Below are 15,025 nucleotides of genomic sequence, written 5' to 3'. Positions count from 1 at the left end.
GCTGATAAATATTATAGAAAATAAGATCCCCGACTTCTTTTTAGATATTGTCAATAAATGAATAATTAATCTTAGAAGTCGGGGATCTAAGTGTTAGCTATCAATCAAAATAATCATCTTCCATCTGCGTTTATCTGCGTTCATCTGCGGTTAATTATTTCCTATCCAAACATCCAACTATAACCTTATAGGAGAAACGGCAATGGCCAGAGTAATTTTCTATGAAAAACCAGGCTGTAAAGGTGGTACAAAGCAAAAAGTTTTGCTAACAGCAGCAGGTCATGAAGTAGTAGCATATAACCTATTAACAGAACCTTGGACAGTGGAAAAATTGCGGTCATTTTTTGGCGATCGCCCTGTCAGTGAATGGTTCAATAAATCCGCACCTATTGTAAAATCAGGAGAGGTGAATCCTGAAAACATCACCGCTGAAAATGCTTTAGTCATGATGCTGAGAGATCCCTTATTAATCCGTCGTCCCTTGATCCAAGTAGGGGATAAAAGAGAAGTAGGCTTTGATGTTGAGAAAATTGACGCATGGATAGGCTTAAAAGCCGTAGATGACTCTTTAAAACAAATGAGTGAAAGTCTCATGCAGCAAGACCTCCAGGGCTGCTCTCATGGACATAATCACGACCACCATCATGGTAAAGGTGGTTGTAAAAATCACTGATAATGACATGAGGTATTAAAAAATCTCTACCCGCTTCTTCCTTAGTTATCAAAGTTATTCAGAGAAAAAAGGCGGGTAAAAACAATAATTTATCGGTGTTGCTGATTAAGGGTATGAATTTTAGTCTCACGCAAAGGCGCAAAGGCGCAAAGGTAAGAGTTTTAAGGGTTAAATTTGGGAATTTTATACCTCAATTCAATATGGCTACGCCACGCAGGCTATCAGCAACACCATTTATCTATAATCCTGTGTTTGAATGTCCCGTAATCTCGCTGCATCACGCATACCATAATCAGTGCGAGTAAAGCGATTTAGCTGCATTTCAAAAAATTCCCGATTTGCTTGTAAATGCTTGGGGTTTTCATCATCTAAGGGATACAAAAGGGCAGTTCTTAAAGCTTGAATTACCGCCGATGTGACATTATACATTGAACGTTGAAAAGTAATCCCCAATTGAATCAAAATATCCTCTTCTCCTCGACAATATTCTTGATAATAATCAACAAGATATTGAGGCAAAAAGTGTAACATATCTTGCATTAATAATGTGGGGGGAATACCTGCTGTACCAACGGGAAAGACATCAGCGTAAAGAATGCCATAATGGAAGTCTTTTTGATCTTCTGGAACTTGTCCTGCTTGAGCATTATAAGACTTCGTGCCTCTAAATGGTGCTGTGCGATAAAAAACAGCTTCTACATAGGGTAATGCGGCTTCATATAACCAGGTAAAACCTTTAGATTTGGGGATGATTTCATAACATTCACCATCAATATAAACATGATGATAAATGGGACGACCTGCAATAGCAAATATGCCATTTACGAGAAAGTTCATGGCATCAGGTACACCTTGGAAACCACCTTCATCATAAATATCTGACATTTCAAAAAATACTGGTGCCATGACTTCCCAGAAAAGTCCGAGATTAGAATAATAGGACATCATCCGGCACTGTTCCAAAAACATATCGGGAAACAGTTTATAAAGTCCTAACATGAGGGGATTTTTCCGAAAATAAGCTTTAATGGCTTTATCAGCATTAGTTTTATATTCTTCGGAATCTAAATAGGCATCAAATTGATTAACAGGTGCATACATTTTGCGATGCCATAGCATAGCCTGCATACAAGCTTCCGCAAATTCCATGTTAATTCTGTCATGGAATAAATGATGGAAAATTTTCGGCATTTTGGTAGTTTCACCTTTTTCCATAAATGCCAAAAGTTCTGGGTGTGCAGTGGCTATACCTCGCCAAATTCTTAAATCAGCATCATCCCCGGCATAGTGATTATGTAAGTCTAAATATTCTTGGGGTAAGAAATATTTAAAAGCTGGCAAAGGATCTAAAAATACTCTTTCGGCAATATAAAGTAAGTCTCGCCAATAGAAATCCATTGGTACAGCATAAGCTTTATAAATACCGATAATTTGCATGAGGTTTTCTGGAGTATCTGGCAACATTGAACCGCCAGCTTCTAAGCGATGAATAATTTCTGCAAATTCGTGTTTTGAAGGTGGGATTTTTGTATTTGGTTTAGCTGGAGTTTGTACCATAATATTTTTGTTTTGGTTAATAAAATTTTTTTGATTGCGGAACAGTTTTCTTCTCGTTCCCATACTCTGTGTGGGAATTTCTCGTTCCCATACTCTGTGTGGGAATGAATTCTAGAAGGCTCTGCCTTCAATAATATTAGAATTAGAGGCAGAGCCTCTGTGATAGCATTCCCAGTCGGAGACTGGGAACGAGATAACTACTTCAAGGCAATTACGGTTTTTGCGGTTGTGGGAACTGCCGCTACCATAGCGGTAGTTGTGGTTTCACTCCAACGCACTAACCAAACTGGTTGTACTCCCAAAAAGATAATTAAGAATGCCAAAATTAGCGCGGGAACTTTTTCATTCCATAATACTCTGGGATAGTAAGCTAGGTTATTTTGCAGTTTGCCAAAACAGGTACGGTTGAGAAGAATAACAAAATAAACTGCGGTTAAACCAGATGCTACTACACATAAAATTGTGGGAATAGGAAAGGTTGAAAAACTGCCTTGAAAGGAAATAAATTCCGCAATAAAACCTGTTAAACCGGGAATACCAGCACTAGCCATGCCACTTAAAACCAGTAAGGCACTAATTAATGGTAAACCGCGAATAGGACTCATTAAACCATTCAGTTTGTCTAATTCTCTTGTCCCAACTTTGGTTTCAATAACTCCGACTAAATGGAAGAGAATAGCAAGAATAATTCCATGACTAAACATTTGGGCGACTGCGCCAACTAATGCTAAGGGTGTGGCGGCTGCTGCTGCTAGTAAAATATAGCCCATGTGGCCGATAGAACTATATGCTACCATGCGTTTGATGTCTGTTTGGGCGATCGCTACAACTGCCCCATAAATCGCGCTAATTGCCCCCCAAATTGCTAAAGTTGGGGCGATAATCTGCCAAGTTTGAGGAAACATTCCCAAGCCAAATCGTAATAATCCATAAGTTCCCAGTTTCGCTAAGACTCCACCTAGCAAAATAGCGATAGGTGTGGAAGCTTCAACATAAGCATCTGGTAGCCAAGTATGGAAAGGAATTAATGGAATCTTGATACCAAAACCTAAAACTATTCCTGCTAATAATACTAATTGCATTCCCGCAGAAATGTTTTGAGTTGCCACAGCATCAAAGGCAAAACTATGAGAACCAGTTAACCACACCATTCCTAAAAATGTGGCTAAAATTAAAGCCCCAGAAATGGCGGTATAAATCAGGAATTTCATGCCTGCATAAGCTCGTTTTTCTCCTCCCCAAATAGAAATTAGTAAATAAAAGGGAATTAATTCCAATTCATAGAATAGGAAGAACAAAAGCAAATTTTCTGATAAGAAAGCACCAGCAACGCCACCACTAACAAACAAAATCAGGGAATAAAATAACCGAGGACGTTCTATATCTTTACTGCTGCTATAAATAGCAATCCAAGTGAGTAAGCTATTTAACACCAACATTAATACTGATAGTCCATCAACTCCTAATTGATAATTCAAACCTAATGTTTCATTCCAAGGTAGATATTCTGTAAACTGCATCCCTGGATTGCTGATATCAAATTTTAACAAAATGAAAATATTCCACAGCAAAACTAAACCTGTGACGATTAAAGATACTAACCGAATCTGACTCGCAGGAATATTTTTTGCTGGATAAAAACCGATGATTATACCGGCTATAATTGGTAGCCAAATTAAAACACTCAACATATTTATTAATTGGTAATTGGTAATTGGTAATTGGTAATTGGTAATTGGTAATTGGTAATATAGCGGTTCTCAATTGAGTGAGATACAAGAACCCCATCCCCAACCCCCTCCAATATCAAAAGTTTATCCTTTTCTTCCCCCCGCTGTGGGGGGTCCGAGGATGGGGCTATGATGTATCTCATTCAAGTGCTTCTGCGAGAAAGGTGCTTGTTAATCACTGGATTATTCCTAATCTTATTTAGATGGTATACTATCATTTTAGATTATTATCAGCAATCTAAATTATAGATAGTTAGAAAATTAAATCCATGAGTTGAATTCCCCAGAAAGGCCATGTTACCCAAGCACCTAAAACACCAACTCCTAAAAGCACTGTTAAGGCATAAGATTGAGTTTGTCCATTGTTGCTATATTTCAAGCCTTCACCACCTAAAAGAGAAAATAAACCCACAAAATTGACGATACCATCTATTACAAATCTGTCCAGCATATCGGCAAATTTAGAAAGTTGGGCAACGCCGAAAATAATGGTAACTTTGTAAATTTGAGGGGTGTAAAAATCGTAAGCAAATAGGTTTTGTAAACCTTGCCAGGGTAAACGAATTGGTTTGGGAATGTTGCCTAAATAGATGATGCTACTAATACTACAACCGAAGATACTAGACCAAATTAATAGCAGGGCTACGTCTTTATTTAATGTTGCCCAGACGGGAAGTAATGATAAACTTTGTAAAACTAAAGGTAGATGCAAAACAAAGCCAGATAAAACCATCATTGGTAAAACCATCAACCATAAAGCTTCGGGAGAACGTTCACTCATTTGTTTGGGTTTACCACCAAAGATTAAAGCAAATTCTCTAGTTAAACTAAATGTAGTTAAAGCATTAACAAAAATTACTATTCCTACTAAAATCGGATGTGTTTCCCATAAACCATCAGCTAGTTTAAACAATGCCCAAAAACTACCTAAAGGGGGAAAACCAATTAAACCCAATGTACCGATAATAAATGCTATCCCAGACATGGGGCGGCGTGACCATAATCCACCGAGTTGGGTAACATCTTGGGTGACACTGTTCCAAACAATTCCCCCGGTACTCATAACTAATAATGCAGCGGACAAGGCATGGGTGAGGACTAATAATAATGCGGCTTCATCCTGCTGTGTGCCTACAGCAATAAATATCAAGCCCATGTAAACACTGACAGAATAGGATAAACAGCGTTTAATGTCAATTTGAGCGATCGCAATTAACGCCCCACCAATCGCTGTCACCGCCCCAATCGCCACTATCGCCGAAGATGCCACAGGTGATAAACTAAACACAGGTTGCAATTTAATTAATACCCATGCCCCACTGGCAACCACCACCGAACTCCGCAAAATTGTACTGGGAACAGGTCCCTCCATCGCCTCATCTAACCACAAATGCAAAGGAAACTGGGCGCATTTACCCATAGGTCCAGCTATTAACCCCAAGCACACTAAAGTAATAATTGTCGGGTCAACATTCGCTGTAGTCGCCCATGCAGCTAACTCTGTATAATTCCAAGTCCCTGAAAGTGTCCACAGTCCCAAGACACCCATTAATAAAAATAAGTCTCCCACCCGTTTGGTCAAAAAAGCATCTCGCGCCCCGGTGACTACTAAGGGCTGACTAAACCACAAACCTACTAATAGGTAAGTTCCCAAAGTCAGGATTTCCAGAATTACATAACTGAAAAATAAATCGTTACACAAAACTAAGGCACAAAGACCAGCTTCAAATAATCCCAATAAGGAAAAGAAGCGTCCCCAACCCCAGTCCATTTCCATATAACCAATGGCATATATCTGCGCCAGCAAGTTCAAGCCGGTAATAATAATTACTGCCCCGATGCTGACAGCAGAAATTTCTAAATTAATTGTCAGATTTAAACCTGCTGTTGATAGCCAAGGAATAAATACTTCTTTAGCTGGATGATTCCAAATAGCAAAGAAAGCAAAGACGGCATGGAAAAAGGAGATAAAGGTCATCACCACGTTGACATATCCCGCCGGTCGAGGACCAGTTTTGCGAATGATTCCCGGCGACCAAGGTATGGCTAAAAGCCCACCTATCAAAGCATAAACCGGAATTAGCCAAATAGTGTCTAGCAAATATTGATCCATTCAATTACTCCTATAGTTTGCAGCAAAAATTAAAGAAAACAGACTTACTAGCGTTGATCCCTCTCAACCTAGTGATGACAGATAATGAAAATTTATCTTGATTTAATATTGTTAGAAATAGCTTACCGTTATCTGTGCCAAAAAAGAATTACCTAATTAAACAAATTCACGATATTTCTTGTAAAGAATTCTTATATTTCAATCAATTGAATTATCAAATGGTAACTATTATTTTGAGTCTATGGATTGTATTTGTCTATAGTATCTATAGTATAGGGGCGGCATTTTCCACCCCGATCAAATTCACACTTTAGCAATTATGTCAAGCTGCAAATTGGGTAAATTACTTTCCGCAATGATCACTGCTGGGCTGAGTTGGCTAATGGGCGCTGGTTTCATATCCCGGTAATCAATAATCTGGACAACAATTAGGTATGCGATCGCCAGAAGTATAGAAATTGCACCTGTAATAATCGCAACTATCTGAGAACGGTTCATGGGTGTTTCCTGTAAATTAAGTTATTGAGAGACTTCTATATCTAGATTGGCATAAACTCTGAGATCAGTTTCATTTGCCAAAATATATCCAAAACTGATAAGATAACGAGAATGACCGTATATAAGTAATCGGACAAAATTAATTACACAAAAATCCGGGCTGAAATCCTTGACTGGCAAAGAATTGGTAAATAACCAATATATAATTAATTCTGTCCAGGTACTTATCACTAAATTAATAAATTAATATGTTTAATTTAAAAGGGATCAAAGCGATAGCGTTCAGCAGTCCACAGAAATCGCATAACTAATGTAATGTTTTCTTACATGACAAAATTAGCTAAAACTATATATTTGTCTAATCCAGTTTATGCGCGAATAATTACACAAACATATCATACTAATTGAATTATGGATAAGCATATTAAACAGATAATTAAAGAAAATCTCAAAAAATCAATTAGGAATTTTTTCAAAGGTAAGAAAATAGAAAATTACCAAGTATTAGATGATATTTTTCCCAAAGAAAGGCGAATACGTTCTCTGATTGGTGGACTAGAAACAAGTTTAGGAACAACTTGCTGGGAACCTATAGCTAAAACTTTAGCAGAATTAAATGGATTTGAAATCGTTACTGAAAAAATATTACGTCCTCAACCATTTCCTAAAGAATTAGATATTGAACTAAGTAGGTGAACACAATAAAACCAAACTGTGTAAAGAAACGTAAAATCGCCCAAACCCTCTTCACTCTTGCCTCTTGCCTCTTGCCTTTTGCCTTGCCATAACGACAATTTTCAACGCCAACCTACTTAAATAAGCTAATTTCCGAACGTGAAAATAAATATAATGGAAATATTGTTGATACGCAAGAATGTATACAGCGACTTAAACAAGCTGCTTTGAAAATTAATCCCGAAGAAATCATCAAATACAAATCTCCTCCTTCTGGAACAGGTGTAGATATTCATTTTTCCAAAAATTGTATTGAATATGTTTTTGATATTAAAACTACACAACCAAATCAAAGTGGTTTCAAAGGATTTAACAAACAAATTCTAGAATGGTATGCTTACAGATTTGCTAAAAATCCTCATGCTAACTTAGAAGCACGTATCACTATTCCTTTTAATCCTTTTAAAAAATCTTGGTATGAAAAGCAAAAGAGTATGCTATCTAGTTCACCTCTAGATACTACCCAAGATATATGGGTTGAAAATGAATTTTGGGATTTTTGTTCTGGAAAGGAAAATACATTTGAGGAGTTACAATCACTTTTTGTTGAATTAGGACAAGAAAACTTTGCAGAAGAATTTCGTGATATTTTTTATCCAAATTAGTTAGATATCAAGAATCTTTAGTAATTCTTTAGCTACATATTCAACAACAGGTACAGGAACAGCATTACCAAACTGTTTTTTAGCAACCTCATCTTTTTTATGGTATTCAAAATTCAGAGGAAATCCTTGTAACTTACAAGCGTGTTTTGCAGTAATGGGTATATATTTCTGCGGTTGATAAATTTTTTCTAAGAAAAGATTTTTATATTCCTGTGGATGATTAGCATGAATAGACACAGTTGCAATATAGTCTTTAGAACCAGTAGCAGTTAAAGTTGGGAAAATTTCAGCAGTAGGTAAAATAATTCTATAAATATTATTAATACCTGTCATATTTTTAGAATTTACAAATTCATATTTATGATCAGATGTTAACCGGAATATTCCTTTTTTAACTAAAATATTTAATTCACTGATCTCTATATCAGTGATGATTTCTCGGAAATCATCAAAACATAAAGGATTACCATCTTTATTGCCATATTTCTTGCTTCTTCTATATTTAAGAAGTGTTAAGCAAATTATTTTTTCTCTGTCACTAGTATTGATAATATCCCAAGAATGAATTGTTGTATGTCCATTTCTTAAATCAGAAAAAATGAAAAAATCATTTAACTCATCATCTTTTTGAAATCTTGTTCTTGATGGTGGAATTACACCTTTAAATAAAGTATTTGCATCTAGTTTAACTTTTTCAACAAAATTAATATTTTTTAATTCATCCAAAATATCTAAAACTTTTGGGTGAATATTCAAAGGTTTAGGAAATTTATACTCCTGACATCTTTCTATATCCCTTCTAATCCCAACAATAAAAACTCTATCTCTATTTTGAGGTAAACCAAAATCGTAAGCATGAAGAACTTTCCATTTCATGCAATATCCTGTATTTGCCAATTCGTTAAGAATCAGTTCCAAATTATCCCGATTTTTAGGACTTGCTAATCCACTAACATTTTCAAAAATGAATCCTTTCGGTTGATTTTTATTCACTAGTCGAATTACATCAAACCATAATTTTCCTCGCTTGTCTTCAAATCCTCTTAAACAACCAGCAACAGACCAAGGTTGACAGGGAACACCACCAACAATGATGTCAACACTATGTGGAAGTTGACTAATTTTTGTGATATCTCCTAATTCAATTTCATGTTTATTAAAGTAACTAATAAAATTTTGCTGATAAACTTTAATTGCTTGTTTGTCTATTTCAGAATAGCCTAAACATTGACCACCTAATTTATCTAAAGCAATTCTAAATCCACCAATACCAGCAAAAAGATCAATAAAAGTGAATTGTTTTTGATGAGTTACTAATTTTAGAGGTAATTCTACTTGTTTTGATATTGGTGAAAATATAGATTTCATATTTGTTAGCTATTGTATCAACTAACTATTACATAGTTATAAATTTAGTATATCATCAAATACACAGATGGAATTAAATTTTATGTCCCTAACCGAAGAAATTCTTTCCCAACTCCCAGGCGATGTTTTAGGCGGCTTGCGTCGTACTGACAGCATATTAGCATTGTTGCGAAAAGGTAACGCACCCATACCCAACGTAGTTAAAGAAAATCCCAAAAATTTAGAATCTGTAGAATTTGATGTCATTATCTGCGGTGGAACTTTAGGAATTTTAATCGCTTCTGCTTTAGCTGTGCGCGGTGTGCGCGTAGCGTTATTAGAAAGGGGAATTTTGCGCGGAAGAGAACAGGAATGGAATATTTCTCGCAAAGAGTTAGAAGTATTTCGGGAATTGGAATTGCTGACAGAACAGGAATTAGAAGCAGCTATCGTAACTAAATATAACCCCGCACGAGTCAGTTTTCAAGGCGGTACAGAAGTTTGGGTAGAAGATGTTCTGAACATTGGTGTAAATCCTATTTATCTACTGGAAACGTTAAAAACGCGCTTTCTCAATGCTGGGGGAATGTTATTTGAAAATACACCATTTAGTGATGCCGTAGTTCACCCAAATGGCGTAATAGTAAACAATCAATTTACCGCGAAATTGTTATTGGATGCCATGGGAAATCTTTCTCCAATTAGCCAACAAGCGCGTCAAGGAAAAAAACCAGATGCACTTTGTTTAGTTGTGGGAAGTTGTGCTAAAGGATTTCCGGAAAATAACTCAGGTGACTTGTTGTTATCTTTCACAGCTTTGGAAAATCAATGTCAATATTTCTGGGAAGCTTTTCCAGCTAAGGATGGTAGAACCACATATTTATTTACCTATATGGATGCAGATCCACAACGGTTGAGTTTAGAAACTTTGTTTGACGAATATTTACGCTTGTTACCAGAATATCAAGGTGTGGAAATTAATCGCCTAAATTTTCAAAGGGCGTTATTTGGTTTCTTTCCTAGCTATCGTCAAAGTCCTCTGCAAACCCCTTGGCATCGCATTTTACCAGTGGGGGATAGTAGCGGTAATCAATCACCTTTAAGTTTTGGTGGTTTTGGGGCTATGGTACGTCATTTACACAGGTTAACGTTGGGAATTGAGGAGGCATTAAAAACTGATCAATTATCTGCCCAATCTTTGGCGATTCTCCAACCCTATCAACCGAGTTTAAGTGTAACTTGGTTATTTCAAAAAGCTATGAGTGTAGGTGTAAATCAAAAAATTGAACCCAATCAAATTAACCAATTACTCTCTGCTGTATTTGTGCAAATGCAGGAGTTAGGAACACCTGTTTTAAAACCTTTTTTACAAGATATTGTTCAGTTTGGGGCATTAACAAAAACTTTGTTAAAAACTGGTTTATCTCATCCTTTATTAGTTGCAAAAATTATTCCCCAAGTTGGTTTATTGAGTTTATTGGATTGGATATTACATTATATTAATTTATGCCTTTATAATGGTTTGTTTTTGGTAACTCCAGTGATTAAATTATTAATTAATAATTTATCTATTCAACAACAATATTACTGGCATCGGTTAATAGATAAATGGCAATTTGGTTCTGGCAATGATTATTCTGAATAATATCTGAAAATAAAATAATTGAACGCAATTTTATCAGGATAAAATACTTTGCTGTGCTACTTGGGTTACTGCGTGAACGAGAAAGTAATTTTTATTTAAGTGTGTTGCAATCTTCGGGTTATTTGTTAGGAATTTGTTAATTTGTGAGGATTTTTTAGCTATGAAGACAATGGCGGATTTTTTGCATCTCCGTTGTCGCTAAACCTAAATACATTTGCTGTAATTCTCTGGATAAATCAGGGTTTTTGATCAAATGTTCTATCCGGCTTTGCACAGTAGCAATCAAGTTATCTAAGTTTTCGTCAGCAACTATATGTTGTTTCTGTATCTGCTTTAAGTCTGGCTGTAGTGGTAGTTCGGTGGAGTTACTTTGGTTATGGAAAGATTTAGCTTTTTCGGTTTCTAATTGAGCTACAGTTATTTGTAATGTTTCTATGACTCCATACATCTCCAGTGGATCAAATATCCGTAACAAACTGGTTTGAGTGACGATCGCTAACTTTGCTCCCCAATCCCAGGATACAACTAATCGCTGCACTCGTCGCTGCTGCATTTCTTGATGGGCAGACCATAGGGAATCTTCTGGACTAAGCAAAAATAAGGGTGTACTCATCACTGTTTTTGCTTGAATTTGAGGCAAATTTAATCCCAATGCTTGGAATTGGACTATGTCTCTTTCTGTAACAATTCCTACTGGTTTCCAACCGGATTCAGCATCATTCCCAGAAGCACTTTTCGTTATCACCACGCAACTAACTTGATGCTCTGCCATCATCTGTGCCAAGCTGAGTACGGAGGCTGTGGGTGGTGCATGAATTACCTGAGTGGTCATTACTTCTGACACCCGCCGCATTTTCAGCAAGTTGGTGGGGCGCAAAACTTGCCTAATACTTTCTGGGGAGACAATCCCCACGAGTTGTTCCTCTGCATTGACTATCACCAAGTGGCGAATGCGATATCGTCGAAACAAAAACAGTGCGGCAAAGATATCTCGAAATGCAGTTTCCGCCAAGGTTATGACTGGATGCACCATGACATCAGCTATTTTCACATCAGCAAAATTTCTACCCGCCGCTGTAAGTTTGACAATATCTCGCTCCGTGAAAATACCCAGTATTTCTGTTTCTTCTATGACTAAAATACAACTTGAACGCGTACCTCCCATGGAACTAAAGCCAATTGCTGAATCAAAATCAGGTAATAAACAACTATTACCTCGCGTCTGATTCATTAAATTCACAACATTAATTAGGGAAGTATGGGGCGCAACAACCAGTGGATGCCTATCTATCGCCTCTTCTAAGCAGGGAACGCCAATGAGTGGGTCATCAATTTGCATGGTTGACAATAGCTGATGAAGTTAATTTATAAAGTTTTGTAAAGTTTTTTGTCATATACATATTATTTTCTACAAATTTCAGTTATGATACGAGGGATGTAAAGGATAAATCGAGGAAACAGTTTACATATAAAGGGTTTAACGATTAAAAGGTAAATGGGGGATAAAATTTAAACTGGCCTATCTAAATAGGGGCAAAAGAGGACATTTTTGCTTTGTAGTTCTAAATCAGAGCCAATAAGTACATCAGTCTTCATCCATGCCAGAAATCCTCTGTATTTTACCATATAGCCTGTCTAGGACTCTTTTAACTGATACAGGTTGCCACTGACTCCCTCGCTTGGTTGTATATCCTTGCTGGTTTAGCCACGCAGCAATTTGTGGAAGCGATTTTCCTGACTTGTGGTGACGGCGAATTAATTCAATGATCTGTTGTTCAGATGGATTCTCTACTAGTTCACCATTAACTGACTGTTGACCAAAAGCAGGTGAACCATAGCCGGCATAGCCGCCACTGGCAGCTTTCGCTTTCCTGGCTTGGTCTAGCTTTTCCCACAGGTAAGAGTCTTTTGATTTTTCAGTTGCCATAGTTTTGAGAATTCAATCACCTCTGTAGATATGATATCTCAAATATTGGTTATTCCTAGAGGAATCCTATATTTGGGGATTGTATTGGTTGTTGATTTCATCTCATTTTCAGTTGGAAATAGGGGGTGTTTGAATGCGATTGATTTTCTTGGGAGTACCGGGTGCTGGCAAGAGTACCCAGGGGGCAGCACTGTCAAGCCAATGGCAAATTCCGCATATTTCCATTGATGATATATGCCGTCAGGCGATCGCCAAGGAGACTTCTTTCGGCTTAAAAGTCAAGCCCTATATAGAAAGAGGTGATGTAGTTCCAGATGATTTCCTGCTGAATATCATCCGCCAACACTTAAATCATGCCTCTGCTCAACAGGGTTGGATTCTGGATGGATTTCCTGGTAACTTATCCCAGGCGAAACTTCTTGATCAACTACTATTAGAAATCCAGGCTAAAAACCACAATACTTCATCAAAACAGCTTTACGACCAAGTTTTTAGCTTTTATGTCCCCATTGATGTTTTGTTGCCAAGGTTACTGCAACAAAGTCGCCTAGATGATACTCATGATAACATTTACAAGCGAATAGAAATCTATCATGAGCATTCTGCGTCCTTAATTCAGTATTATCGCCAACAAAATTGTTTAACCATGATTAATGGCGATCGCTCAGTTGAAATAGTAACTCAGTTTTTACAAGATTCCGTTGCCAAATCTTATTTAACAGCAAATAAAAAAATTTAACTGCTGGAAAAATATTTCCTATTTTATGCGAAAGAAAAGAAAAATCAAAAGATTACAATTTCTATGGCATCAGAGTTATAGAACTTCTGAGCCTTGTGTTACCTCAACAAATAACCTCAATTATTTGACAATTTTCCATCTTACAACTACATAATCACCAATTTAAATTTTTGCTGGAGAAACCTATGGCTACTTCTGAAAGTCTGAATGAAAGTCTTGTTAAATATATCCAAAAATCAGAATTTGAATCGCTATTAGAAGCGGAAGAGTTGTTTGTCATGGACTGTACCGCAACTTGGTGCGGACCTTGTAGGATGGTTGCTCCTTTAATGGATAAACTAGCCGAAGAATACAAAGATCAGGTAAAAGTAGTCAAATTAGATGTTGGTGACGGCGAAAACCAAAGCATTGCGAAAAAGTACGGTATTCGCAGTATTCCCGCAGTTATGTTTTTCAATAACGGTGAATTATCAGAAATAGTTGTTGGGGTAGTTCCCTACGAAAAATTCACCATAGCTTTAAACAAAATACTTTAACATTCTTGAGGGGGTTTCTCCATGCAGAGAGCGTATATATTTCCATGTCCTAATTGCGGTAGTGAAGCAAAACGTCAGTTTTTAACTGATGAAAAACTAGCTCACAAGTATTCTTTGATTAATCAAATTATCCGCACAGAGTGTCCAGTTTGTGACTACCTGATGGTAATACGCTCTCTGGATGGAAGTGTCATTGAAGCTTACGCACCTGGAATACCAAGTAATTTTCAACCATTAACGACATCTAATCTTTCTCCAGAAGTGTCTAAGCAGCAAATATTAGAAATGAGTGAATCTATTTCCATCTGCTCCATATTTAGACATTTACCCAATCAAAGTCCCACAAATTCATACTCATTACTTTCAGGATTTTAACCATGATCAAAGCTGAAGACATAATGACCACAGAAGTTGTCACAATCCGTGGTTCAGCAACCGTAGCCGAAGCCGTAGCACTGATGAAAGAACGCCATTTGCGATCTTTAATTGTCGAACCTCGCACAGAAAATGACCCCTACGGCATGATCACTGAAACTGATATTGTTTATAAAGTTGGTGCTTATGGTCAAGACTCCAAACAAGTGCGAGTTTATGAAATTATGACCAAGCCTTGTATTGTCGTCAATCCTGAGCTTGGTGTGGAGTATATAGCCCGCTTATTTGCCAATACAGGCATCCGTCGCGCTCCTGTAATTAAAGGTAAGCTATTAGGAATCATCTCAATTACTGATATTCTCAGAAAAAGTGACTTTGTGGAAAATCCAAAAAGCTATTTTGAGATGTATTGTCAGGAATTTCCCGATGCTTTAGAAGCCAGAGTTTACGAAGATTAAATCCAATAACTCATGGTTTTTTGCCCAGGTAAGCATACTCATTTACATAAGAATAATGAGCAATCTGGAGAAAGCTGAAACGGGATT

Annotated in this window: 15 protein-coding genes; 8 read left to right on the top strand and 7 right to left on the bottom strand. The window is 36.9% G+C overall.

Translation table 11 applies throughout. The features are described from left to right. Positions 1-202 precede the first annotated feature (202 nt). Positions 203-673: an ArsC/Spx/MgsR family protein gene (locus AA650_RS15055; protein ID WP_053539623.1), complete on the top strand. Its 471-nt coding sequence runs from the start codon at positions 203-205 to the stop codon at positions 671-673. Between the two features lie 234 nt (positions 674-907). Here AA650_RS15055 and AA650_RS15050 read toward each other — a convergent pair whose 3' ends face one another. The 4 genes from AA650_RS15050 to AA650_RS15030 all read right to left on the bottom strand — a co-directional run bounded on the left by AA650_RS15050 (position 908) and on the right by AA650_RS15030 (position 6,571). After that, the gene (locus AA650_RS15050; RefSeq protein WP_053541301.1) at positions 908-2,230 is read right to left on the bottom strand and encodes a CO2 hydration protein; all 1,323 of its coding nucleotides are present in this window, start codon (positions 2,228-2,230) and stop codon (positions 908-910) included. Positions 2,231-2,427: 197 nt separating this feature from the next. Further along, positions 2,428-3,921, bottom strand: a complete 1,494-nt coding sequence (locus tag AA650_RS15045; protein ID WP_053539622.1) for an NADH-quinone oxidoreductase subunit M — start codon at positions 3,919-3,921, stop codon at positions 2,428-2,430. 292 nt (positions 3,922-4,213) lie between these two features. Next, positions 4,214-6,073 (bottom strand): NAD(P)H-quinone oxidoreductase subunit F, encoded by a 1,860-nt coding sequence (locus AA650_RS15035; protein ID WP_053539621.1) that lies wholly within the window; start codon positions 6,071-6,073, stop codon positions 4,214-4,216. A gap of 303 nt (positions 6,074-6,376) precedes the next feature. Next, a complete protein-coding gene (locus AA650_RS15030; protein WP_039201149.1) occupies positions 6,377-6,571 on the bottom strand; it encodes a hypothetical protein in 195 nt (64 codons plus the stop codon). A gap of 411 nt (positions 6,572-6,982) precedes the next feature. On the opposite strand from AA650_RS15030, the gene AA650_RS15025 reads away from it, so the two are divergent. Together AA650_RS15025 and AA650_RS15020 are read left to right on the top strand one after the other, a co-directional pair. Then, on the top strand, positions 6,983-7,267 hold the full coding sequence (locus AA650_RS15025) for a TdeIII family type II restriction endonuclease (RefSeq protein ID WP_081424235.1): 285 nt from the start codon (positions 6,983-6,985) through the stop codon (positions 7,265-7,267). 206 nt (positions 7,268-7,473) lie between these two features. After that, complete coding sequence (locus AA650_RS15020; RefSeq protein WP_234413195.1) at positions 7,474-7,911, top strand: TdeIII family type II restriction endonuclease; 438 nt, start codon at positions 7,474-7,476, stop codon at positions 7,909-7,911. Here the strand turns inward: AA650_RS15020 and AA650_RS15015 are convergent, their stop codons facing one another. Further along, complete coding sequence (locus AA650_RS15015) at positions 7,912-9,279, bottom strand: DNA cytosine methyltransferase (protein ID WP_053539620.1); 1,368 nt, start codon at positions 9,277-9,279, stop codon at positions 7,912-7,914. An 82-nt stretch (positions 9,280-9,361) separates the two neighbouring features. On the opposite strand from AA650_RS15015, the gene AA650_RS15010 reads away from it, so the two are divergent. Next, a complete protein-coding gene (locus AA650_RS15010; RefSeq protein ID WP_053541300.1) occupies positions 9,362-10,903 on the top strand; it encodes an NAD(P)/FAD-dependent oxidoreductase in 1,542 nt (513 codons plus the stop codon). A gap of 154 nt (positions 10,904-11,057) precedes the next feature. Here the strand turns inward: AA650_RS15010 and AA650_RS15005 are convergent, their stop codons facing one another. Further along, complete coding sequence (locus tag AA650_RS15005) at positions 11,058-12,242, bottom strand: CBS domain-containing protein (RefSeq protein ID WP_053539619.1); 1,185 nt, start codon at positions 12,240-12,242, stop codon at positions 11,058-11,060. Between the two features lie 246 nt (positions 12,243-12,488). After that, positions 12,489-12,830 carry a recombinase family protein gene (locus AA650_RS15000; RefSeq protein ID WP_015079420.1) on the bottom strand — a complete coding sequence of 114 codons (342 nt, stop codon included), beginning with the start codon at positions 12,828-12,830 and terminating at the stop codon, positions 12,489-12,491. 133 nt (positions 12,831-12,963) lie between these two features. Here AA650_RS15000 and AA650_RS14995 point away from each other — a divergent pair, with 133 nt between their 5' ends. From AA650_RS14995 to AA650_RS14980, 4 genes are all read left to right on the top strand, one after another. Beyond that, entirely contained in the window at positions 12,964-13,569 is a 606-nt protein-coding gene (locus AA650_RS14995; protein WP_053539618.1) for a nucleoside monophosphate kinase, read from the top strand. Between the two features lie 185 nt (positions 13,570-13,754). Beyond that, positions 13,755-14,105 (top strand): thioredoxin, encoded by a 351-nt coding sequence (gene trxA / locus AA650_RS14990; RefSeq protein WP_053539617.1) that lies wholly within the window; start codon positions 13,755-13,757, stop codon positions 14,103-14,105. A 21-nt stretch (positions 14,106-14,126) separates the two neighbouring features. Beyond that, the gene (locus AA650_RS29320; RefSeq protein ID WP_325064618.1) at positions 14,127-14,480 is read left to right on the top strand and encodes a hypothetical protein; all 354 of its coding nucleotides are present in this window, start codon (positions 14,127-14,129) and stop codon (positions 14,478-14,480) included. Positions 14,481-14,482: 2 nt separating this feature from the next. Beyond that, on the top strand, positions 14,483-14,938 hold the full coding sequence (locus tag AA650_RS14980) for a CBS domain-containing protein (protein ID WP_053539616.1): 456 nt from the start codon (positions 14,483-14,485) through the stop codon (positions 14,936-14,938). Positions 14,939-15,025 lie beyond the last annotated feature (87 nt).

This window comes from Anabaena sp. WA102, assembly GCF_001277295.1.
GTDB lineage: Bacteria > Cyanobacteriota > Cyanobacteriia > Cyanobacteriales > Nostocaceae > Dolichospermum > Dolichospermum heterosporum.
The sequence above is the reverse complement of the archived record's forward strand: the minus strand, read 5'-3'. Positions and strand labels throughout refer to the sequence as shown.